This is a genomic window from Paraburkholderia sp. NMBU_R16 (assembly GCF_013282575.1).
GTDB lineage: Bacteria > Pseudomonadota > Gammaproteobacteria > Burkholderiales > Burkholderiaceae > Trinickia.
The window spans coordinates 1-21,572 of the sequence record NZ_JAAAYE010000025.1 but is presented as its reverse complement, the minus strand read 5'-3'; the positions used below and the strand labels follow the sequence as shown (position 1 = coordinate 21,572).

The following is a 21,572-nucleotide window of genomic DNA, read 5'->3' as shown; positions in this document are numbered from 1 at the left end:
AAGCCGAGTTCGAGAAGAACTCCGGGCGCGCGGCCGCGAGGCGCGGGCGCAGGGCCGATCGGCTAAACGGGGCCCAAGCGCCTGTACCCGGCGCTATCCGATGAATTGACACCGCAGCGGGCGCGCGATTTGCGTAACGCCTGCTCGCTGCCGAAAACAAGTCTCCAGCGAGAATATCGAGTGAACGTTTTTTTTGAGGAATCGGGCGGATTGAAGGCGGGCAGCGTGCTGTCGCGGCAAGGCGATGCGCTGCAAGTCGAACTGCCGGGCGGCCGGCGCACGAAAGTGCGCGCCAAGGATGTGCTGATCGAGTTCGGCGAGCCCGCGGCCGGCGAGTTGTTGCAGAAGGCGGACACAGCGGCCCAGCAGATCGATCTCGATTTCCTGTGGGAATGCGCTCCGCCTGATGAATTTCCTTTCGCGGCGCTCGCCGACGAATATTTCGGCGCGTCGGCTGGACCTGTCGAGCGCGCTGCGCTCGTTTTGCGCCTTCAGGGCGCGCCGGTATATTTCCGCCGCAAGGGGCGCGGACTCTATCAGCGCGCGCCCGAGGAGCAGCTGAAGATGGCGCTCGCCGCGCTCGAGCGCAAACGTCAGCAGGCACTCGTCCAAGCCGGCTACGAGGAGGAGCTCAAGGCGGGGCGCCTGCCCGCGGCATTCAATGGCAAGGCGCTCGCGCTGCTGACGAAACCCGACAAGAATTCGATCGAATACAAGGCGCTCGAAGCGGCCGCCGCGGCACGCGGAGTGTCCCAGGCGCGGCTCATGCTCGAGTGCGGCGGCGTCGCATCGGCGCGGGCGCTGCACGAAGCGCGATTTCTGTCCGAATATTTTCCGCACGGAACGGGCTTCCCGAGCGTCGTGCCCGGGTCGGTGCCCGACGACTTGCCGACGGCTCAGGTCGAGGCGTTCTCTATCGACGACATTACGACGACGGAAATCGACGACGCGTTTTCCGTCGAGATTCTCGCCGATGCGCGCGTGCGCGTGGGCATCCATATCGCGGCGCCCGCGCTTGGCATCACACGCGGCGACGCGGTGGACGCCATCGCGCGCGCGCGCCTGTCTACGGTCTACATGCCGGGCGACAAGATCACGATGCTGCCCGACGAGGTCGTCGACGTTTTTACGCTCAAGGAGGGCGGGCTGCGCCCGGCCTTGTCCCTTTACGTCATCGTCGATCGCGCGACGCAGGATATCGTCGCGACGGAGACGCGCGCCGAACGCGTGTTCGTCAAAAGCAATCTGCGGCACAACACGCTCGATGCACAGGTGACGGAAGAGACGCTTGCTCAAGGCGAAGGCGACTATGTGCACAAAGAGGACATCGCGATTCTCTGGCCGCTCGCGCAGGCGCTCTTCGAAAAACGTCAGGCTGCGCGCGCGAGCTACGGGCTCCGACGCGAAGTGCCCGGCAACACCGACTACAACTTCTATGTCGACGGCGAACATGTGACGATTACGCCCCGCCGGCGCGGCTCGCCGCTCGATCTCATCGTCGCCGAGCTGGCGATCCTCGCGAACTCGACCTGGGGCGCGTTCTTGCACGATCACGGCGTGCCCGGCATCTATCGCACGCAGCGCACGTTCGCCGCCGCGGGGCCGAAACGCACGCGTATGCAGACGAGCGCCGCGCCGCACGAGGGGCTCGGCGTCGCGCAATACGCATGGAGCACGTCGCCGCTGCGCCGGTATGTGGATCTCGTCAACCAATGGCAATTGCTGGCCTGCGTGCAGCACGGCGTGACGGCCAAGCTCGTCGCGCCGTTCAAGCCGAAGGACGCCGATCTTTTTGCAATCGTGCAGGGCTTCGACGATACGTATTCCGCCTATGCCGACCACCAGCGGCGCATGGAGTACTTCTGGTGTCTGCGCTGGATCACGCAGGAGGGCAAGCGTGAAGTCGTCGCCGTGGTCGTGAAGGGGGACCTGGTGCGTCTGGAGGAAGTGCCGCTGCTGTTACACGTACCCGGTCTCGGTGTACATGCGCGCGGTACGCGGGTGGTGCTCGAAGTGATGTCGGTCGACGAGTTGACGGTCGAAGCATCGGTGCGCCCGATTCGTGTGCTCGACGCGCCTGGATTGGCGGCGGGCGCAGGCGATGAGCTCGACGCGGGCGAGGACGAGCAGCTCGACGAGGTCGTCGATCCGGCGGATGCATCGGACGCTTCGGCCGTGAGCGAAGAAGAGGCGCGAGCCGAAGGCGATGAGGGTGACGCGGGCGATGCGGGCGTACAGAGCGAGCAGCGAGGCGAGCCGGACGCTGGCGGTGACGGCGACGGTGACTCCGCCGCGGATGGCGCGCGTGTTTCGGGCGCGGGGCAGTCGATGGGCCCGTCGAGCCGAACGAGCCACCTGACCGAGTGAGCACGATGGAACCGATCGAACTCCCAGCGATCGCTCCGGCTACGGAGGGGCGCGAACTCTACGCCGTCGTGGGCAATCCTGTTGCGCACAGCAAGTCGCCGTTCATTCACGCGCGTTTTGCCGGGCAGACGGGAGAGCCCGTCGAATATCGCCATCTGCTTGCGCCGATCGGGGGATTTGCCGACACGGTACGTGCATTCATCGCCGCTGGGGGACGTGGCCTCAATGTGACGGTGCCGTTCAAGCTCGAAGCGCATGGGCTGGCCGACCGGCTGTCCGCGCGTGCGCAGGCGGCTGGCGCGGTCAATACGCTGCGGGTCGACAGCGACGGCCTGTACGGGGACAACACCGACGGCGTGGGCCTCGTGCGCGATATCGAGTCGAACCTTGGAGTCCGTCTTGCGGGTGCGCGCATTCTGCTGCTCGGCGCGGGCGGCGCGGCGCGCGGCGTCATTCTGCCGATACTGGCGCGCTCGCCGGCTGAATTGACGATCGTCAATCGCACGGCCGCGAAGGCCGATGCGCTCGTCGACCGATTCCGTACTGCCGCGAACGATGCGGGTTGCGCGCTCGGCGGCGGCGGCCCGCAGGCGGCTGCCCCGCGCGCGTATGATATCGTCGTCAATGCTACGGCGGGCAGCCTCGACGCGGCGCTGCCCGAATGCGATGCGCGCGTTTTCGGCGCCGGCACACTCGCCTACGACATGATGTACGGCACGCAACCGACTGTCTTCATGCGCCATGCCGAATCGCTCGGCGCGCGCGCGGCGGACGGTCTCGGCATGCTGGTCGAGCAGGCGGCCGAGTCCTTCTTCGTCTGGCGCGCGGTGCGGCCGGCGAGCGCACCCGTGCTGGCCGAGTTGCGCGCAACGCTCGCCGCCGCGCGCGCATGAAGCGCGGGGGCGGCTCGCCGGGCCCGGCCCGCTGGGCCGTCTATGCGGTTTCGGTTGCCGTTGCCGCGTGGCTTGGGACGCAGGCCTATTACTTCGCGCAGATTGCCGTGTGGACGTTCGTCAATCCGCGATCGACCGCGTTCATGCGCGCCGATGCGTGGCGTCTTGCCGCAGACCGCCCCGACTTGTCGATTGCGCATGAATGGGTTCCCTACGACAAGGTTTCGCGCAATCTGAAGCGAGCCATCATTGCGTCCGAAGACGCCAACTTCGTCAATAACAGCGGCTACGAGACGGATGCGATCCTGCAGGCTTGGGAGCGCAACAAGTCGCGCGGCAAGATCGTCGCGGGCGGTTCGACGATCACCCAGCAGCTCGCGCGCAACCTCTTTCTCTCGCGCGAGAAGAGCTACGTGCGTAAAGCGCAGGAATTCATCATTACCTGGATGCTCGAAACGCTGATGGACAAGCAGCGCATCTTCGAGATCTATCTGAACTCGGTGGAATGGGGCAATGGCGTCTACGGCGCGCAGGCAGCCGCACGCTACTACTACCGCGTTTCCGCGGATCGGCTGACCGCCTGGCAGGCGGCGCGGCTCGCCGTCATGCTCCCGCGGCCGAAGTATTTCGACGAACATCGGTCGTCGGGCTATCTGGCGCAGCGGGCCGCGGTCATCGCTCGGCGCATGGGGGCCGCTGAAGTGCCGCGCTGAGGAGTTGCGCGGCTTCGCGGCTTCGCTGCTCCGCTACTCAATTGCCTTCCCAGTAGCCGACGCCGGCTTCCTTGCGCGAGACGAAACGGAACACGGTGGAGGGCTCGCCAGCGCGGCCGGGTAGTTCGGCGAGCAGGCCGAATTTGCCCGAGTCGGGATACTCCACCACTTCGGGCAGACTCATCGTGCTCACCGCCAGATACCGCAATTCCGACTCGCCGGTGTTCACGATCTGATGGGCAGCATCTTCGCCGCCGGGCGGGCACGCGATGACATCGCCGGCGCGGATCGGATAGCGCGCCTCGCCGATCCGTATTTCTCCCGTACCTTCCAGCACGAAAAACATTTCCTCGTTGACCGAATGGCTGTGACACGGAAACGCCCGCTTGCCGGGCGGCACAGCCGTCAGGTTGTAGCCCAGCTTGCGCGCACCGATCGCGCGCCCGATCTGGCCGATCCGTACCTCGCCGTAACGGTCGTTCATCGACTCTGGCGGTGCGAAGGCGGCGGGCCGCGGTGAGAGTTCGACGTCGGCAAGATTGATGATCGGTTTCATTTCATGGTCCTCGATAGGGGCAGGCCAGGGGAAGAGAGAAGCTGCTCAATATAGAACACCGTACGGGCGGCCGGCGCTCATCTACTCCTGTCGTGCGTTCAGGGTGCGCGATCGCCGGCATGACGCGATGCGCTAGAAATCCCAATATATGGACGTTGAACTCATATGTTGAACAGTCGAAGGCAGCCGCCTACAATCTCGACGAAATGACATGGGAGACAGCGATGAACCCCCCCGAACAAGCGGCGCATACGCCCGACGGGCCGGATACGTCGGATATACCGGAAGCGCCGGACGACGCAGCCTTGGCCGCCGCGCTTTCCGCGCGCGCGGGTGCGGACGAAATCAGCCTTTCGGGTACCCCGCTCGACATCGCGAGCCAGCAGGCCGGCACGCAGACACTGCTGCGCGGTCTGGCGATTCTCGAAGCCGCAGCCGCGGGCGCGCACGACATGCGTGCATTCGCCGCGGTGCTCGGCACCTCGCGCAGTACAACGCATCGTCTGTTGAACAGCCTCGTGCAGGCGCGGTATCTGCGTCAGACGCCCGCCGGCTATTTGTTGGGACCGAAGCTGATCGAGCTCGGCACCATCGCGCTCGAGCAAATGCCGCTGACCGCGGTGGCGCGCCCGCACCTCGAGCGGCTCGCGCAAGCCACGCTCGATACGATCCATCTCGGTGTCCGCGATGGCGACGACGTTCTCTATATCGACAAGATTTCCGGCCAACGCGGACTCGAAATGCGTTCGCGCGTCGGACACCGGATGCCGCTGGCGTCGACAGGGATCGGCAAGGCACTGATGCTCGATTTGAAGCCGGACGAGTGGGAGCGGCTATTCGACGTCTCGCGCCGGGCGCTCGCGGGCGTGACGTTCAAACCCGAGAATCGGCCCGACAAGCCGCTCTTCCTGCACCGCATGGTGCGCTACGCAGCGGGCGGATTCACATTCGATCTCGAAGAAAACGAGACGTCGATCCGCTGCGTGGCGGGACCGGTGCGCGATGCGTCGGGTGCGATCGTCGCGGCGGTCTCGGTGGCCAGCACGGTTCCGTACATGTCGCTCGAACGCATGGACGAGCTCGTGCCGCTCGTGCATCGCGAGGCACGCGGAATCTCCGAGGAACTCGGGTGGCGCGCGCCACAGGGAACACGGCGGATCAAACGATGACCGGCTCGCATTCGACATTTGCCGGGCCGGCACTGATCGGGCTCGATTGGGGCACGACGTCGCTGCGCGCCTATCTTTTCGATGCGCAAGGCAACGTACTGGCCACGCGCGCATCGACTGCCGGAATCATGAACTTGCCGCGGCCCGGCGGCTTCGACGTCGCATTCGAAGCCGTCGCAGCAGAGTGGTTCGAGGCGTTCCCCGATCTGCCGGCAATCGCCGCGGGCATGGTCGGCAGCGCTCAAGGTTGGCGCGAGGCGCCGTATGTCGATACGCCTGCCACGGCGCGGGAACTCGTTGCGGGCATCGTCGACGTCGCGACGGCGCGCGGAGTCATGCTTCACATCGTGCCGGGCGTGATCGAGCGCGGCGAGCTGCCGAACGTCATGCGCGGAGAGGAGACGCAGATCGTCGGTGCGCTGGCAAGCGATGCCGCGCTCGGTGCAAACGGCGCGGCGGCGCTCGTCGGATTGCCGGGCACGCACGCGAAGTGGGCCGTAGTGCGCGGCGAGCGCATCGAAGGCTTTCACACCTTCATGACGGGCGAGCTCTTTGCCGCGTTGCGCGATCACACGATTCTCGGCCGCACGATGACGCAGCCGGCCAAGCCCGACACGGAAGCATTCCTGCGCGGCGTCACGGTGGCGAAGAACGCCGATCATGCGGGGCTGCTGGCGACGATTTTCAGCACGCGAACGCTGGGCCTCACCGCGCAGTTGCAAGCGGACCAGCAGCCCGACTATCTATCCGGGCTCCTGATCGGGCACGAACTGGCCGGCCTTCGGGCGGTGCTGGCCTCGCGAGGCGAGGGGCTCGAGAACGAGGCCCTGCGGCTGATCGGGGAGCCGGCACTGTGCGAGCGGTACCGGCTCGCGCTGGCGGAATTCGGCTGCGCGAATGCCGCGATCGTCGAGCACGCGGCCGAGCGCGGATTGTGGCGCATCGCCGTGCAAGCCGGGCTCGTCGGCGGCGCGGCAGCCCCGGCCGCGAACGCGGTCGGCACCACGGACCTGAGCCGCTGAGCGGCGCATCACGACATCGACGGAACACGACATGGTTACGACCGACCCTCACACCACCGATCTCGACCTGCCCGCACCGTACCGGCCGCACCCACGCTTTGCCGCTGCGTTCGCCGCATGCCCGCTGATCGCGATCTTGCGCGGCATCGAACCCGCCGAAGCGGGCGAGCACGGCCTTGCGCTCTATCGCGCGGGGTTTCGGGTCATCGAAGTACCGCTGAATTCGCCTGCGCCATTCGAGAGCATCGCGGCCATACGCGCGGCGCTGCCGCACGATGCGATCGTCGGGGCCGGGACCGTATTGCGGCCCGAACTCGTCGACACGCTGGCCGGTGCGGGCGGTGAGCTCGTCGTCATGCCGCATGCGGATGCGGCGGTCATTCGCGCGGCGAAGGCCGCGGGACTGGCATGCACGCCCGGCGTTGCCACGCCGACCGAGGCATTTGCGGCGCTCGCGGCCGGTGCCGATGCGTTGAAGATGTTCCCCGCCGAGCAACTCGGCGCGCACGTGGTCAAAGCATGGCGGGCGGTCGTGCCCAAGCGCGTACCGATCGTGCCGGTGGGGGGCGTCTCGCCCGAGAACATGCAGCCGTTCCTCGCGGCGGGTGCGGACGGATTCGGGCTTGGCTCGGCGCTTTATCGCCCGGGTCAGGGTCCTGACGAAACGGCCCTGCGCGCGCGCGCATTCGCCGACGGACTGCGCGCGGCCCGCGAGGGAGGCGCGCGATGAACCGGCTGGCCGGCAAAGTCGCGCTCGTGACCGGCGCCGGCCGGGGCATCGGCGCGGCCATTGCACGGGCATTCGCGGCTGAAGGCGCGGCGGTGCTGCTGGCCGAACTCGATACCGATGCCGGTGAAGCGAGCCGCGACGCGATCCAGCGCGAGCACGCCGGGGCGCGCGTCATGGCGCATCGAACCGATGTGACCGACGCGGCCTCCGTGCGCGACGCGGTCGCGGCGGCAGAAGACGCGTTCGGCCCCATCGACGTGCTCGTCAATAACGCCGGCATCAATGTGTTCTGCGATCCGCTGACGATGACCGACGACGATTGGCGCCGGTGCTTCGCGGTCGATCTAGACGGAGTCTGGAACGGTTGCCGGGCGGTGTTGCCGGGCATGGTCGAACGCGGACGCGGCAGCATCGTCAATATCGCTTCGACGCATGCGTTCAAGATCATTCCCGGTTGTTTCCCGTACCCGGTCGCCAAGCACGGCGTGATCGGGCTCACACGTGCGCTCGGTATCGAATACGCGGCGAGACAGGTGCGGGTGAATGCGATCGCGCCGGGCTACATCGAGACGCAGTTGACGCACGAGTGGTGGAACGCGCAGCCCGACGCCGAGGCCGCGCGTCGCGCGACGCTCGCGTTGCAGCCGATGAAGCGAATCGGCCAGCCGGAGGAGGTGGCGATGACGGCGGTGTTTCTCGCATCGGACGAGGCGCCTTTCATCAATGCGAGCTGCATTACGGTGGACGGGGGACGCTCGGCGCTCTATCACGATTGAGCGACGGGGCCGGCGGTTCCGATGCAACTCGCACACGGTATCCGGCAGCAAAGAAAGCAGCAAGACGGCAGCAAGAAGGCAGCACGACAACAAATCATCGACATCGGATGACGCACCGGCCGCGTGAGTTATCCGACCAAGACAACGCGGCCCACACCTTCAATAGACAGGAGACACGCACATGAAGCGCAGAATATTCCTTTCGCTCGCAGCGGTAGCGGCAGGCGCGATGTTCGCGGCGGCGCCGGCTGCCCAGGCGGCCGACCCGGTGAAAATCGGCTTTCTCGTCAAGCAGCCCGAAGAGCCGTGGTTCCAGGACGAATGGAAATTCGCCGAGACCGCCGCGAAGGAAAAGGGCTTCACGCTCGTGAAGATCGGCGCGCCTTCCGGTGAAAAGGTCATGAGCGCGATCGACAACCTGGCGGCGCAAAAGGCGCAGGGCTTCATCATCTGCACGCCGGACGTCAAGCTCGGACCTGGTATCGTCGCGAAGGCGAAGGCGCACAACCTGAAGATGATGACGGTGGACGACCGTCTCGTCGATGGCAGCGGCAAGCCGATCGAAGCCGTGCCGCACATGGGCATCTCGGCCTACAACATCGGCAAGCAAGTGGGTGACGGCATCGCGGCCGAAATCAAGAAGCGCGGCTGGGACATGAAGGACGTCGGCGCCATCGACGTGACCTACGAGCAACTGCCGACGGCTCACGATCGCACGACGGGCGCGACCGACGCGCTCGTTGCCGCGGGCTTTCCGAAAGCCAACGTGATCGCCGCGCCGCAAGCGAAGACGGACACGGAAAACGCCTTCAACGCCGCGAACATCGCGCTCACGAAGAATCCCCAGTTCAAGCACTGGGTCGCCTACGGCCTGAACGACGAAGCCGTGCTCGGCGCCGTGCGCGCAGCCGAAGGACGCGGCTTCAAGGCCGACAACATGATCGGCGTCGGCATCGGCGGTTCCGACTCGGCCTTGAATGAATTCAAGAAGCCGAACCCGACGGGCTTCTTCGGCACGGTCATCATCAGCCCGAAGCGTCATGGCGAAGAAACATCCGATCTGATGTACTCGTGGATCACGACGGGCAAGGAGCCGCCCAAGCTCACCCTGACGACGGGCATGCTCGCGACGCGCGATAACGTCGCGCAGGTGCGCGAGAAGATGGGCCTGGCCTCGAAGTAACCTTCGGCGGCAGTCTCTGCAGGCATGGGGCGGCCAAGCCCCATGTCGGCGGGGATCTTCAATCAGTACGAGGTGAAGCGACATGGCAGCAACGCTGCGTTTTGACAACATCGGCAAGGTCTTTCCGGGTGTGCGCGCGCTCGATGGCGTCTCGTTCGAGGTCGAGGCCGGGCAAGTGCATGGCCTGATGGGCGAAAACGGCGCGGGCAAGTCGACACTGCTGAAAGTGCTCGGCGGCGAGTACCAGCCGGACTCGGGCCGCATCATGATCGACGGGCAGGAGGTGCACTTCTCGAGCGCGGCCGCGTCCATCGCCGCCGGCATCGCCATCATCCATCAGGAGCTCCAGTACGTGCCCGATCTGACGGTCACGGAAAACCTGCTGCTGGGCCGGCTGCCGAATGCGCTCGGGTTCGTCGACAAACGCGGCGCGCAGCGCTTCGTGCGCGAGCGGCTTGCCGCGATGGGCGTCGATCTCGATCCGAACGCGAAGCTCGGACGACTGTCGATCGCGCAACGCCAGATGGCCGAAATCTGCAAGGCGCTCATGCGCAATGCGCGCGTCATCGCGCTCGACGAGCCGACGAGCTCGCTCTCGCACCGCGAGACCGAAGTGCTGTTCAAGCTCGTGCGCGATCTGAAGGCCGATGGCCGTGCGCTCATCTATATCTCGCATCGCATGGACGAAATCTATTCGCTTTGCGATGCCTGCACTATTTTCCGCGATGGCCGCAAGGTGGGTTCGCATCGCGATCTCCACGAAGTCAAGCGCGAGACGCTCGTCGCCGAAATGGTCGGGCGGGAGATCACGGACATCTACGATTACCGGCCGCGTGAACTCAAGGACGTGCGCCTTGCCGTCGATGGCATCGAGGGGCACGGGCTCGCCGCACCGGCGAGCTTCGAGATTCGCGCGGGAGAAATCCTCGGATTTTTCGGGCTCGTGGGCGCCGGGCGCAGCGAACTGATGCGGCTCGTCTACGGTGCCGAGAAAAAACGCGGCGGGCGCATTGCCCTCGACGGTGCCGAGATCGACATCAGGAGCCCGGGACAGGCGATTCGCCACGGCATCGTGCTGTGTCCCGAGGATCGCAAGGAAGAGGGCATTCTTGCCATCGCGTCCGTGGCCGAAAACATCAACATCAGTTGCCGCCGACATGGTCTACGCGCGGGCCTCTTTCTCAATCACGCGAAAGAGGCGGAAACGGCCGAGCGTTTCATCAAGCTGCTCAAGATCAAGACGCCGCACCGCCGGCAGCGGATCCGGTTGCTTTCGGGCGGCAATCAGCAAAAGGCGATTCTTTCGCGCTGGCTCGCCGAGCCCGGGCTGAAGGTCGTGATTCTCGACGAGCCGACGCGCGGCATCGACGTCGGCGCTAAGCATGAAATCTACAACGTGATCTACGAGCTGGCCGAGCGCGGTTGCGCGGTCGTGATGGTGTCGTCCGAGCTACCCGAGGTGCTTGGCGTATCGGATCGCATCGTGGTCATGCGCGAGGGGCGCATCTCGGGCACGCTCGAGCGCGGCCAGGCCAACGAGTCGGCCCTCTTGAGCCTCGCGTTGCCGCAAAGCGGCGAGTCGCAGGCAGCCGGCCCGGCGCAAGAGGCCGCGTAGCCGATCCGAGTCACGCGCGGGAGGCGCATGGACCCCCGAAGCGGCATGTTTTGACAGGACAACACGGTAGCCCGCGGACGACGGACGAACAAACGGACCGGGAAGCGGGCGAAGAAACGGGTGAAGGAGCGACGAAATGCAAGCTAGAGAAAACCTCGCGACTTCGGCGGCCAAGCAGGCCGCCGAGGCGCTGATTCCGAAGACGAACGATCGGCAGAAATGGTGGCAGCAGGTCACCGAATACAGCCTCATCCTGATCTTCGCCGTGATGTTCATCACGACGTCGCTGACGGTCGATCACTTTTTCTCGATCGACAACATGCTGGGTCTCGCGCTGTCGATTTCGCAGATCGGCATGGTCGCCTGCACGATGATGTTTTGTCTTGCCTCGCGTGACTTCGACCTCTCGGTCGGTTCGACGGTCGCATTCGCGGGCGTGTTGTGCGCGATGGTGCTCAACGCGACCGACAACACGTTCGTTGCGATCGTCGCGGCCGTCGCGGCCGGTGCCGTCATCGGCTTCGTGAACGGTGCCGTCATTGCTTACCTGCGCATCAACGCACTGATCACGACGCTCGCGACGATGGAAATCGTGCGGGGCCTCGGTTTCATCGTGTCGCACGGACAAGCAGTGGGCGTGTCGTCCGACACCTTCATCGCGCTGGGCGGCATGACGTTGGGTGGCGTCTCGCTGCCGATCTGGGTGACGCTGATCTGCTTCATCGTCTTCGGCGTGATGCTCAACCATACGATCTACGGCCGCAATACGCTCGCCATCGGCGGCAATCCGGAAGCGTCGCGTCTGGCCGGTATCAACGTCGAGCGCACGCGCGTCGTCATTTTCCTCGTCCAGGGCGCGGTGACGGCGTTGGCGGGCGTGATCCTTGCCTCGCGGATCACATCGGGTCAGCCGAATGCGGCACAGGGCTTCGAACTCAACGTGATCTCGGCTTGCGTGCTCGGCGGCGTCTCGCTGCTTGGCGGCCGCGCGACGATCTCGGGCGTCGTGATCGGCGTGCTCATCATGGGCACGGTCGAGAACGTCATGAACCTGCTCAATATCGACGCGTTCTACCAATACCTCGTGCGCGGCGCGATTCTGCTCGCCGCCGTGCTGCTCGACCAACTGAAGAACCGCGGCTCGCGCGATTGATGCGCCGGCCGATGTAATCGACGGAGATTCCCCACGATGGCGTTACCCGATCATCCGCAACCCGGTCCCTACGCGCGGTATCCCAGCCTCGTCGATCGCACCGTTTTCATCACCGGCGGCGCAACCGGCATCGGCGCCTCGTTCGTCGCGCATTTCGCGGCACAGGGCGCTCGCGTGGCCTTTTGCGATATCGACGCGAGCGCGGGCGAGGCCTTGGCCGACGCACTGGGCGATTCGCGGACGAAGCCGTTGTTTCTTGCTTGCGATATCACCGACATCGAGGCGCTGCGCGGCGCTCTTGCCGATGCGCGCGGCGCATTCGGACCGATTGCGGCGCTGATCAACAATGCGGCGAACGACAAGCGTCACACGATCGCCGAAGTCACGCCCGAATCGTTCGACGCGGGCATCGCGGTCAATCTGCGGCACCAGTTTTTTGCGGCACAGGCCGTCGCCGACGATATGAAAGCATCCGGCGGCGGCTCGATCGTCAATCTCGGCTCGATCAGCTGGATGCTGAAGCAGGGCGGCATGCCGGTCTATCTGACGTCGAAGGCGGCGATCACGGGGCTCACGCATGCGCTGGCTCGCGATCTCGGTCCGTTCGGGATTCGCGTCAATACGCTCGTGCCTGGCTGGGTCATGACCGACAAGCAGCGGCGCCTGTGGCTCGACGAGGCCGGCTTGCGCGCGCTGAAGGCCGGCCAATGCCTCGATGGCGAATTGCTGCCCGAGGATCTCGCGCGCATGGCCCTTTTTCTCGCCGCGGACGACAGCCGGATGATCACGGCGCAGGAGTTCATCGTTGACGGAGGTTGGGCATGACGGGGCACGACACGAACGGCGATACGCCGCGCAGCTATCGCGCAGCGCTTGTCGTCGATACGAAATGTACGCTCGGTGAAGGTGTGCTTTGGTGCGCCCGCACGGGGCAACTGTATTGGACCGACATCGAAGGCCAGCGGCTCTTTCGTTACAACCCCGGCACCGGCGAGCGCGCCGACTGGCGCATGCCGGAACGGCTGGCCACGTTCGCGTTCACCGCGCGCACGCACGTGCTGCTGGTTGGCCTGGCCTCGCATCTGGCGTTTTTCGATCTCGCGACGAACGAATTCACACGCATCGTCGAGGTCGAGCCGGGCATGAGGACGCGTCTGAACGACGGCAAGTGCGATCGTCAGGGGCGCTTTGTCTTCGGCACCATGCACGAAGCGGACAAGCAGCAGCCTGTCGGCGGTTTTTATCGTCTGAATCTGGACCTGTCCATTGAAAGGCTGCCCCTACCTGCGCCGGCCATCGCGAATAGCATCGCATTCAGCCCCGACGGTGCGACGATGTACTTTTGCGATTCGTTGACGCGCGAGATCCGTGCCTGCGCCTACGGCGCCGATGGCAGCGTCGGACCGTCGCATCGGTTCGCGGCCGTCACCGATCCCGACGGCGACCCGGACGGATCGACCGTCGACGCCGAGGGCGGCTTATGGAATGCGCATTGGGGCGCCGGGCGGGTCGTGCGCTACGACGCCGCCGGCCACGAAACCGAGCGCGTGGTGGTTCCGGCGCGACAGCCGAGCTGCGTTGCATTGGGTGGAGCCGACCTGGGCACGCTCTACGTCACGACGGCGCGAGTCGGGCTCGATGCCGACCGGCTTGCCGCCGAGCCCGACACGGGCGGCGTGTTCGCGGCGACGGTTGCGCGCCGCGGGCTGCCCGAGGCGGTGTTCGCGGGTTTGCCCGCCTGACGTTCTGGCCAACAGCCAGGAACCGAACGATAAATAAAGAGACAAAGGCGGCAGGTATCGCCGCCTTTCGAGTAAGACCCGTCCGATCCGGACCGCATCTCGCCTCTCGAGGAGCAGACTATGACCGCAGCGAATTCCGATGCCCGACTCGCGCGGGGCGAGCCACCGTCCGCGGCGCGCCGTGCCAAGCTCGCGGCGGTGAGCCAGCCGGTGCGGCCTGGGCCGAGCACCGCGGTGCTCGCGCGCGGGCTCGGCACGGGCGGCGAAAGCGCCACGGTGACGCTCTCGACGTCGCAATTGCGCCTCGACGTGGCGCCGGCGCTCGGCGGCGCGATTACGCGTTTCGACTGGCGCGGCAGCGGCAACGGAACGGTCCCGGTATTTCGCCGCACGCCGTCCGTCGCAGCGGGCGCAGACCCCAACGCGCTGGCCTGCTATCCGCTCGTGCCGTATTCGAATCGCATTGCGGGGGCCTCGTTCAGGTTCGCGGGGCGCCAGGTCGACGTGCCGCGCAACCGTCCGGCCGAGCCGCTGCCCATCCATGGCGATGGCTGGCTGCAGGCCTGGGAACTCGTCGCGCACGACGCCACGAGTGCGACGCTCGCGCTCGATCGCAGCCGCGGCAAGCCGTACGGCTACCGTGCGGCGCTGACCTATGCGCTCGACGGCGCCAGCCTTGTCGTCTCGCTCGCCGTCGAAAATGCCGGGCGCGAGCCGTTGCCGTTCGGGCTCGGTCTGCATCCGTTTTTGCCGCGCAATGGCGAGACGCATCTCGCCGCGGCGGCGAGCGGCCTGTGGTTGGCCGGCGACGATTGGCTTCCCGTGCGGCATGTGCCGGTGCCGCCGGCCTGGCAATTCGGTGTCGCCTATCCGCTGCCCGGCGCGCTCGTGAACCACTCGTTCACAGGCTGGAGCGGACACGCCACGGTGGTCTGGCCGGAAAAGCGCCTGTCGTTGACGATCGCGGCGGACGCCGACTACTACGTGCTTTACACGCCGCCGGGTGAAGCGTTCTTTTGCTTCGAGCCCGTCGATCATCCGATCAACGCGGTCAACCTGCCCGGCGGCCCCGATTCGAACGGCATGACCGTGCTTGCGCCCGGAGAGAAGCTCTCGCGCGAGTTCCGGTTCACGGTCGAGCGCGTCGGCAGATAACGCCGCGAGCCGTGCCGCCCCGCGATGCTGGTCACGCGCGGGTCCGGCTTGTGCATGACGGCGGTTAGAATACGCACCTCACATTCGATAACCGGCCCTCGCGGGCGCTCGATCCATGTCTTCCAGCCCGTCTTTCGTCCGCACACTCGACCACGCGTGGCAACGCACCGATTCCCTGCTTTGCGTCGGGCTCGACCCCGAACCGTCGCGTTTTCCCGGCGCGCTGGCGAACCGCGGCGATGCCATCTTCGACTTCTGCCGCGCGATCGTTGACGCGACGGCGCCGTTTGCAAGCGCCTTCAAGCCGCAGATCGCCTACTTCGCGGCGCATCGCGCCGAGGATCAGCTCGAGGCACTGATCGCCCATATCCATGAGGCGCACCCGGGCCTGCCGGTCATTCTGGATGCAAAGCGAGGGGATATCGGCAGCACGGCCGAGCAGTATGCGCGGGAGGCATTCGAGCGGTATCGCGCGGATGCGGTGACAGTGAACCCGTACATGGGTTTCGATTCGATCGAGCCTTATCTCGCGCACCCGGGCAAGGGGGTCATCGTGCTTTGCCGAACCTCGAACGCGGGCGGCTCGGATCTTCAGTTCCTCGATTGCGGTGGCCGACCGCTCTATCAGACGGTAGCGACGCTTGCCGCGCAGAAGTGGAATGCGAGCGGCGAGCTTGCACTCGTCGTCGGTGCGACGTTCCCGAAGGAAATCGAAACGGTGCGCGCAATCGTGGGCGATATGCCGCTGCTGATTCCGGGCATCGGGGCGCAAGGTGGCGATGTCGAAGCGACCGTGCGCGCCGGGCGCACGCAGGCGGGCACGGGGATGATGATCAATTCCTCGCGCGCGATCCTCTATGCGGGCAAGGGCGACGATTTTGCGCAGGCAGCCGCGACGGCGGCACGCGAGACGCGGGATACGATCAACCGTTACCGATAGCAGGCAACGGGCGCGGCGCGTGACTGACCGCCGTGCCCGTCGAGCACTTCATGTCGAGCCCGCAAGGCGGGCTACTTCGTCTGGCCTGACAGGCGCGCGCGCCGGCGCAGATTCTTGAAGCGGTTGAAATCATTTTCAGCCATTAAAAGATCGGGGAATTCACCCAATTCGAATAGATCGGCTAATCGACCGAAAGTCCTATTCAAAATAACACTCTAATTTTCTCATTCCCCTCCGTAGTATTCTCCGGCGCTCGGCTGGAGCGATCGGCTTGCTCCGTATCGAAATATTCAAATGGCATGTATCTCAAATGCGTTTTGGACCGAGCTTATTCGACAAGCTGTTCGAGTGCCATTCGCCGCAGGGGAGTGCGGCGACCGTACGCACTTTGTCGCTCGATGAACTCAAGCATTCGATGGCTGGCGATCTGGAATCGCTGCTGAACACGCGCATGACGTTTTCTGAAGCGCAGATGGAGCCGTTTCCGGAATGCGGCCGTTCGATGCTGACCTACGGGTTGAACGATTTTTCGGCCTGCAGTCTTGCAAGCTCCGACGATCGCGAATTCATCTGCGAGTCCATCCAGTGCGCGATCGCGCGTCACGAGCCGCGACTGAAAGACGTCGAGGTGATGCTTGCGCTGCATGAGCGATCGGTCAGCGCGCTGAACTTCACGATCAGAGCGTTGCTGGTTCTACATCCGGCACAAGAGCTGGTTAATTTCGATGCGCAGTTGCAACCGTCGACACACCGGTACTCTGTGACCCGCACGAGACGCAAGGCTTAAGGGGATTCGGGATGGACGATTTGCTGCCCTACTATGAGCGGGAATTGGCGTATCTGCGAAGGTACTCGCGGGAATTTGCCGAGCGCTACCCAAAAACTGCCGGCCGCCTGGGCATACGCGGCGAGCTTGCCGAAGATCCTCACGTCGAACGTCTGATCGAGTCGGTGGCGTTTCTGAATGCACGGATCAGCAAGAAGATCGAAGACGATTACCCGGAATTGACGGACGCTCTGCTCGAGGTCCAGTATCCCCATTATCTGCGACCGTTTCCGGCCTGTTCCATCGCACAGTTCAGCGGTGGGGACGAAATCGACCAGCTCACGAAGCCTCGCATCGTTGCGCGAGGTACAGAGGCGAAGTCCCACCCCGTGCGCGGCGTTCGATGCACGTTCCGGACGGCCTACGATGTAGCCCTTGCTCCGATTCGCTTGCTCGACGCCCGCTATGTGCCGGGCGGCCCCGGTCCGAGCGTGGCTGCCGTGCCGTCCAGTACGGCGGGCGTGATTTCAATCGCGTTCGAATCGAGCGCGCCTCAGTTCGACCTCGGCGGCCTGCAGCTTGACCGGGTGCGCGTGTATCTGTCGGGCGATCAACCGCTCGTCGCATCGCTGAACGACGCGCTGTTTCTCCGCACTGTGGAAGCCTACGTAGAACAGGGGGCCGGTGGGCGTTGGACACGTCTATCGAGCGTTCCGATTGCCGAAGTCGGCTTCGATGAGGCCGATGCGCTGATCGACTTCCCGGGTCATGCACATCCGGCCTATCGCTTGCTGACCGAGTATTTCGCTTTTCCCGACAAATTCAACTTCATCGACTTCGACCTCGCGGCTATGGCGAGAGCAGCCGGTCCATGCGAGCGCATCACGTTGCATCTCGCCGTCAGGGAAACGGGCGATTCGCACGCTGCGGGATTACTGGGCTCCCTCTCAGCGCATCACCTGCGGCTTTTCTGTACGCCGGTCATCAACCTGTTCAGAAAACCCGCAACGCCCGTGCTGCTGACCCAACAGGCCGCGGCTTATCCGGTCGTGGGTGACAGTCATAAAGCCTTTGCGTATGAGGTGTACTCGATCGATTCCGTTCGCCTTGTGCGCAAGAAGGAAGACCGCGGTGAAGAGATCGCCGAACTCCGGCCTTTCTTTTCTCTGCGTCATGGCGAGGCATCGCAGGCCGGGCTGTACTGGTATGCGCGCCGCAGCGACTGGGTGGCGCAGCACAGCCCCGGCTATGAAACCGAGCTATCGATTGTCGATCTGGACTTCAACCCGGCCGAGGTGCGGATCGACACGCTCAGCCTCGAGATCACCGCCACGAACCGGGATCTGCCGGAGCGTCTTTCGATCGGCCAGCCGAGCGGCGATCTATTCATCGGCGGCGCGCCGCTCGGGCAGCGGGTCGCGCTGCTGATGCGGCCGACGCAGACCGCGCGCTTCGACCGGCGAAACGCTGCTCATTGGCAGATCGTCTCGCACCTGTCGTTGAACCATCTTTCGCTCGCAAGGAACGGCGAGAAGACGCTCAAGGAAATGCTGCGGCTCTACGATCAGCGCCGCACATCCGTGTCCGCCCTGCATATCGACGGTATCGTCTCGCTCGAAACAGCTTCGGCCCTCGAGCGGATGGCGCCGACGCCGGAGACAGGCAACTACCCGTTTCCGATCTATGTGCCAGGTATCGGCATCCGTCTCGAGCTGGATGAAGAACATTTCGTCGGGGCGAGTCTCGCCACCTTCATCAGTGTTCTGGACCGGTTCTTTGGCTTGTACGTCCACATCAATAATTTCACGCAACTGACAGTGGTGTCTGCGAAGACGGGGCGGGAAATCATTCGCTGCAAGGCTCGCAGTGGCGAATCGATTCTCGTCTAATCGCGTGCGGACCGCGACAGGATTACCTGCATGAACCTCTACGACTTGATCCAAGGTGTCAGCCTGGGCGTGGCGCAGAAAGAGCGCCTACTGAAACTGGATACCCCGCTGGGCAAGGACGTATTGCTGCCGCTGCGCGTGGCGGGGCATTCACGCATCGGCCGCAATTTCAGCTTCAGGGTGGATACCGTCTCGCTGGCGAGTCCGATCGAACTGAAGCAACTGATTGCGCAGCCTGTCACGCTCTGGATGCGGCAGGCCGATCGGTCTTACCTGGCGCACCATGGCTATGTGCATACGGCGAGCAGATTGGGCGCGGATGGAAGTGCGGTGTACACGCAGCTCGAATTCTCGTCCTGGCTGTACTTTCTCAAGTTCCGCAAGGACGCGCGAATCTGGCAAGACAAGACGGTCGAAGACGTTCTTTGCGATGTATTCGAGGCGCACCCGCAGGCGCGGGGCCGATATCGCTTTGCGTTGTATAACATGCTGCCCGATCGCTCGTTTTGCATGCAGTACGAGGACGATTGGAATTTCGTGCACCGGCTCATGGAATCCGAGGGGCTATGGAGTTACTTCGAGCAGGCGCCGGATGGCCAGTCCCACACGCTGGTCATCACTGACCTGACGCATTTCTGCGAGCCGCTCGAGCCATCGACGATTGCCTTCTCGCGATCGGAGGTGGGCGCCGAGATCGATGCGCTCACGCAATGGGCCGGTACCCGGACCTTGCAGAGCGTGAAATACACGCCGGTCACGGGCGACTACAAGTCTCCAGCGGATCACCGGATTACTTACGGTGAGACGATGCCCAACCAGGGAAGCCTGCCCGAGCAACTGGAGGTCTACGAATATACGGGCCCCTACAGCCACCTCGATTTCGATCGGGGCGACCATTTGAATCGAATACGGCTCGAGGAGTGGGAATCGCGCGCGAAGCGGTTTTTCGGGAGCGGCGGTGTGCGTCGCGTGGACGCGGGCCGCTGGTTCGAACTCGCGGATCACCCGGATCATCAGAAAGACAAGCAGCAGGATCGCAGCTTCCTGATCATCGAGACGCGCTGGTTCATCGAGAACAATCTGCCGCTGGGTAATACGCGCCGGTTCCCGGGCAGTTTGGAAGCGGAGCTCGAACACGCTCGAGCCACCCATCATGGCGAGCCGACAGCGGCGGCGGCCGGCAGCGAGGGGTTCTTTCTGACGCGGATTGAAGCGCAACGTCGGGCGATACCGTTTCGCAGCCCGTGCGAGCACCGCAAGCCGCAGATGCGCATGCAGTCGGCGACGGTCGTCGGGCCGCCCGGTGAAGAGGTCTATACCGACGCGCTCAATCGCATCAAGGTGAAGTTCCGTTGGGACCGGCATGCTAGCGGCGACGAGACGTCGTCATGCTGGATACGGGTGATGCAGTCCGACACGGGAAGAGGATACGGCGGCGCGCACGTGCCGCGTGTCGGCGAAGAGGTGTATGTCGATTGGGATGGGGGAGACTGCGACCGACCCATCGTCATCGGACGAGCGTACAACGGAGCCGTGCAGCCGGCCTGGCACACGAGCGGCATTCTCTCGGGCTTTCGGTCGAAGGAGTATTCGGGCAGCGGTTATAACCAACTGGTCCTGGATGACTCGACGGGTCAGACGCGCGCTCAACTCATGAGCAGCAGCGCCAACAGCATGCTGCATTTGGGCTACCTGATTCACCACAGCGGCAATGTACGAGGCTCCTACCTGGGCAGTGGTTTCGATTTGAAAACCGATGGGCACGGTGCGGTGCGTGCGAATCGCGGCTTATATGTGACGACGTATCCGACGTCGGCGAATAGTCCGCCGATGGACGCTCGGCAAACGCGTGCGCAGCTGAACGATGCCGGAGATCTCGTGCAATCGCTGTCCGACGCCAGTGCGAAACATAACGCTGAAACGTTGGCGGCCGGCCGCGATGCGCTTAGACAGTTGGTCGATGCGACCGATCACAGTGTGAAGGGAGAAGCCAAAGGCGGTGTGACGGCGGGCGGCGGACTGGGCACTGCCAATGCGTTCAAGGCCCCGGTTCTCGTGTTTGGGAGTCCCGCGGACATTGGCGTGTCGAGCCAGCACAATGCCCATGTTCAGGCCGGTCAGCAGGTGAATCTCGTAAGCGGGCAGAGCACGCATCTTGCGGCCGGGAAGTCGCTGATTGCGAGCGTCGCCGAGAAGATCAGCCTGTTTGCGCAGAAGGCCGGAATCAAGCTGTTTGCCGCGCAAGGGCCAGTCGCAATCCAGGCGCAAGGCGATCAGATGGCGCTGGCATCGTTCAAAGACCTAACGATCACCAGCTCGGACGGGAAGATCGTCCTCAATGCGGCGAAGGAGGTGTGGATCGGGGCAGGTGGGTCCTATATCCAGATCAGCGCGAACGGGATCGTCAATGGGTCGTCGGGGCCCATTGTCGAGAAAACGCCGCGGTGGAGTAAACAGGGAGCCGATGCCCAAGTGCAAAGTTTCGCGCCGTTCCCATCCGGCACGCCCACTGACGATTATTCCCATTCACTCTGATCGGACCGCGAGCGTTTCGTGATTATCAGCCCACCTTTTCTCTCAGCGGCACGTCGACAACAGAACGATGCGATCGCGACAGCCAACGCGGCTGTACCTGATGGCGATGTGTGCACGACGAACATGCTCGAGTGCGCGCCAGGGAATGGAGCCTACCCGATCAGTTTCAACCTGGGCTGGCATGGTGGCTCGCATCTCATAGCGCCGACCGACGGCGGTCAGCCGTCCCCCGTGCGGGCGATTGTGGCGCGACAATCTGGATGAGAGACGCGCGACAAACAAGATGAGAATGTCGCGGCGAGGTTGATGATGCCGATGTTGATTGACGCTGACAAGCGTTTGTTGATTGACGCGCGGCGCATGTTGCA

General features: G+C 64.4%; 18 protein-coding genes. 17 read left to right on the top strand and 1 reads right to left on the bottom strand.

The window, feature by feature from the left end; all coding sequences use genetic code 11:
* Nucleotides 1-180: 180 nt before the first annotated feature.
* Genes GWC77_RS14615 through mtgA form a run of 3 tightly spaced genes read left to right on the top strand, consistent with a single transcriptional unit; the run spans nucleotide 181 to nucleotide 3,973 of the window.
* Nucleotides 181-2,367: an RNB domain-containing ribonuclease gene (locus tag GWC77_RS14615; protein ID WP_173257928.1), complete on the top strand. Its 2,187-nt coding sequence runs from the start codon at nucleotides 181-183 to the stop codon at nucleotides 2,365-2,367.
* Nucleotides 2,368-2,372: 5 nt separating this feature from the next.
* On the top strand, nucleotides 2,373-3,260 hold the full coding sequence (gene aroE / locus GWC77_RS14610) for a shikimate dehydrogenase (protein ID WP_173257927.1): 888 nt from the start codon (nucleotides 2,373-2,375) through the stop codon (nucleotides 3,258-3,260).
* Nucleotides 3,257-3,973 (top strand): monofunctional biosynthetic peptidoglycan transglycosylase, encoded by a 717-nt coding sequence (gene mtgA, locus GWC77_RS14605; protein ID WP_173257925.1) that lies wholly within the window; start codon nucleotides 3,257-3,259, stop codon nucleotides 3,971-3,973. Before aroE ends, mtgA begins: the two co-directional genes overlap by 4 nt.
* A 37-nt stretch (nucleotides 3,974-4,010) precedes the next feature.
* On the opposite strand, the gene GWC77_RS14600 is transcribed toward mtgA, so the two are convergent.
* A complete protein-coding gene (locus tag GWC77_RS14600; protein ID WP_173257923.1) occupies nucleotides 4,011-4,529 on the bottom strand; it encodes a cupin domain-containing protein in 519 nt (172 codons plus the stop codon).
* A 224-nt stretch (nucleotides 4,530-4,753) separates the two neighbouring features.
* On the opposite strand from GWC77_RS14600, the gene GWC77_RS14595 reads away from it, so the two are divergent.
* From GWC77_RS14595 to GWC77_RS14530, 14 genes are all read left to right on the top strand, one after another.
* Nucleotides 4,754-5,698: an IclR family transcriptional regulator gene (locus GWC77_RS14595; RefSeq protein ID WP_254366969.1), complete on the top strand. Its 945-nt coding sequence runs from the start codon at nucleotides 4,754-4,756 to the stop codon at nucleotides 5,696-5,698.
* On the top strand, nucleotides 5,695-6,720 hold the full coding sequence (locus GWC77_RS14590) for a 2-dehydro-3-deoxygalactonokinase (RefSeq protein ID WP_173257921.1): 1,026 nt from the start codon (nucleotides 5,695-5,697) through the stop codon (nucleotides 6,718-6,720). Before GWC77_RS14595 ends, GWC77_RS14590 begins: the two co-directional genes overlap by 4 nt.
* Before the next feature lie 31 nt (nucleotides 6,721-6,751).
* Nucleotides 6,752-7,450 (top strand): 2-dehydro-3-deoxy-6-phosphogalactonate aldolase, encoded by a 699-nt coding sequence (locus GWC77_RS14585; RefSeq protein WP_173257919.1) that lies wholly within the window; start codon nucleotides 6,752-6,754, stop codon nucleotides 7,448-7,450.
* Nucleotides 7,447-8,226 carry an SDR family oxidoreductase gene (locus GWC77_RS14580; RefSeq protein ID WP_173257918.1) on the top strand — a complete coding sequence of 260 codons (780 nt, stop codon included), beginning with the start codon at nucleotides 7,447-7,449 and terminating at the stop codon, nucleotides 8,224-8,226. Before GWC77_RS14585 ends, GWC77_RS14580 begins: the two co-directional genes overlap by 4 nt.
* Before the next feature lie 181 nt (nucleotides 8,227-8,407).
* Complete coding sequence (locus GWC77_RS14575) at nucleotides 8,408-9,409, top strand: arabinose ABC transporter substrate-binding protein (protein WP_173257916.1); 1,002 nt, start codon at nucleotides 8,408-8,410, stop codon at nucleotides 9,407-9,409.
* Nucleotides 9,410-9,491: 82 nt separating this feature from the next.
* Nucleotides 9,492-11,024, top strand: a complete 1,533-nt coding sequence (gene araG / locus GWC77_RS14570) for an L-arabinose ABC transporter ATP-binding protein AraG (RefSeq protein WP_173257914.1) — start codon at nucleotides 9,492-9,494, stop codon at nucleotides 11,022-11,024.
* A gap of 136 nt (nucleotides 11,025-11,160) precedes the next feature.
* A complete protein-coding gene (gene araH / locus GWC77_RS14565) occupies nucleotides 11,161-12,177 on the top strand; it encodes an L-arabinose ABC transporter permease AraH (protein ID WP_173257912.1) in 1,017 nt (338 codons plus the stop codon).
* 36 nt (nucleotides 12,178-12,213) lie between these two features.
* On the top strand, nucleotides 12,214-13,002 hold the full coding sequence (locus tag GWC77_RS14560) for an SDR family NAD(P)-dependent oxidoreductase (RefSeq protein ID WP_173257910.1): 789 nt from the start codon (nucleotides 12,214-12,216) through the stop codon (nucleotides 13,000-13,002).
* On the top strand, nucleotides 12,999-13,919 hold the full coding sequence (locus GWC77_RS14555; RefSeq protein ID WP_173257908.1) for an SMP-30/gluconolactonase/LRE family protein: 921 nt from the start codon (nucleotides 12,999-13,001) through the stop codon (nucleotides 13,917-13,919). Before GWC77_RS14560 ends, GWC77_RS14555 begins: the two co-directional genes overlap by 4 nt.
* 120 nt (nucleotides 13,920-14,039) lie before the next feature.
* Nucleotides 14,040-15,074, top strand: coding sequence for an aldose 1-epimerase (locus tag GWC77_RS14550; RefSeq protein WP_173257906.1), 1,035 nt, complete (start codon nucleotides 14,040-14,042; stop codon nucleotides 15,072-15,074).
* Between the two features lie 115 nt (nucleotides 15,075-15,189).
* Nucleotides 15,190-16,014 carry an orotidine-5'-phosphate decarboxylase gene (pyrF, locus tag GWC77_RS14545; RefSeq protein WP_173257904.1) on the top strand — a complete coding sequence of 275 codons (825 nt, stop codon included), beginning with the start codon at nucleotides 15,190-15,192 and terminating at the stop codon, nucleotides 16,012-16,014.
* Nucleotides 16,015-16,324: 310 nt separating this feature from the next.
* A complete protein-coding gene (gene tssE / locus GWC77_RS14540) occupies nucleotides 16,325-16,801 on the top strand; it encodes a type VI secretion system baseplate subunit TssE (RefSeq protein WP_173257902.1) in 477 nt (158 codons plus the stop codon).
* Nucleotides 16,802-16,812: 11 nt separating this feature from the next.
* Complete coding sequence (gene tssF / locus GWC77_RS14535) at nucleotides 16,813-18,669, top strand: type VI secretion system baseplate subunit TssF (protein ID WP_173257900.1); 1,857 nt, start codon at nucleotides 16,813-16,815, stop codon at nucleotides 18,667-18,669.
* Between the two features lie 30 nt (nucleotides 18,670-18,699).
* Complete coding sequence (locus GWC77_RS14530) at nucleotides 18,700-21,204, top strand: type VI secretion system Vgr family protein (protein WP_173257898.1); 2,505 nt, start codon at nucleotides 18,700-18,702, stop codon at nucleotides 21,202-21,204.
* Nucleotides 21,205-21,572: the final 368 nt, after the last annotated feature.

Bases quoted from the DNA above. Each gene is read 5' to 3' on its own strand.
- tssF (WP_173257900.1), top strand. From the start codon at position 16,813: ATGGACGATTTGCTGCCCTACTATGAGCGGGAATTGGCGTATCTGCGA.
- araH (WP_173257912.1), top strand. From the start codon at position 11,161: ATGCAAGCTAGAGAAAACCTCGCGACTTCGGCGGCCAAGCAGGCCGCC.
- GWC77_RS14560 (WP_173257910.1), top strand. From the start codon at position 12,214: ATGGCGTTACCCGATCATCCGCAACCCGGTCCCTACGCGCGGTATCCC.
- GWC77_RS14530 (WP_173257898.1), top strand. From the start codon at position 18,700: ATGAACCTCTACGACTTGATCCAAGGTGTCAGCCTGGGCGTGGCGCAG.
- aroE (WP_173257927.1), top strand. From the start codon at position 2,373: ATGGAACCGATCGAACTCCCAGCGATCGCTCCGGCTACGGAGGGGCGC.
- mtgA (WP_173257925.1), top strand. From the start codon at position 3,257: ATGAAGCGCGGGGGCGGCTCGCCGGGCCCGGCCCGCTGGGCCGTCTAT.
- pyrF (WP_173257904.1), top strand. From the start codon at position 15,190: ATGTCTTCCAGCCCGTCTTTCGTCCGCACACTCGACCACGCGTGGCAA.
- GWC77_RS14550 (WP_173257906.1), top strand. From the start codon at position 14,040: ATGACCGCAGCGAATTCCGATGCCCGACTCGCGCGGGGCGAGCCACCG.
- GWC77_RS14555 (WP_173257908.1), top strand. From the start codon at position 12,999: ATGACGGGGCACGACACGAACGGCGATACGCCGCGCAGCTATCGCGCA.
- araG (WP_173257914.1), top strand. From the start codon at position 9,492: ATGGCAGCAACGCTGCGTTTTGACAACATCGGCAAGGTCTTTCCGGGT.
- GWC77_RS14590 (WP_173257921.1), top strand. From the start codon at position 5,695: ATGACCGGCTCGCATTCGACATTTGCCGGGCCGGCACTGATCGGGCTC.
- GWC77_RS14575 (WP_173257916.1), top strand. From the start codon at position 8,408: ATGAAGCGCAGAATATTCCTTTCGCTCGCAGCGGTAGCGGCAGGCGCG.
- GWC77_RS14580 (WP_173257918.1), top strand. From the start codon at position 7,447: ATGAACCGGCTGGCCGGCAAAGTCGCGCTCGTGACCGGCGCCGGCCGG.
- GWC77_RS14595 (WP_254366969.1), top strand. From the start codon at position 4,754: ATGAACCCCCCCGAACAAGCGGCGCATACGCCCGACGGGCCGGATACG.
- GWC77_RS14585 (WP_173257919.1), top strand. From the start codon at position 6,752: ATGGTTACGACCGACCCTCACACCACCGATCTCGACCTGCCCGCACCG.
- GWC77_RS14600 (WP_173257923.1), bottom strand. From the start codon at position 4,529: ATGAAACCGATCATCAATCTTGCCGACGTCGAACTCTCACCGCGGCCC.
- tssE (WP_173257902.1), top strand. From the start codon at position 16,325: ATGCGTTTTGGACCGAGCTTATTCGACAAGCTGTTCGAGTGCCATTCG.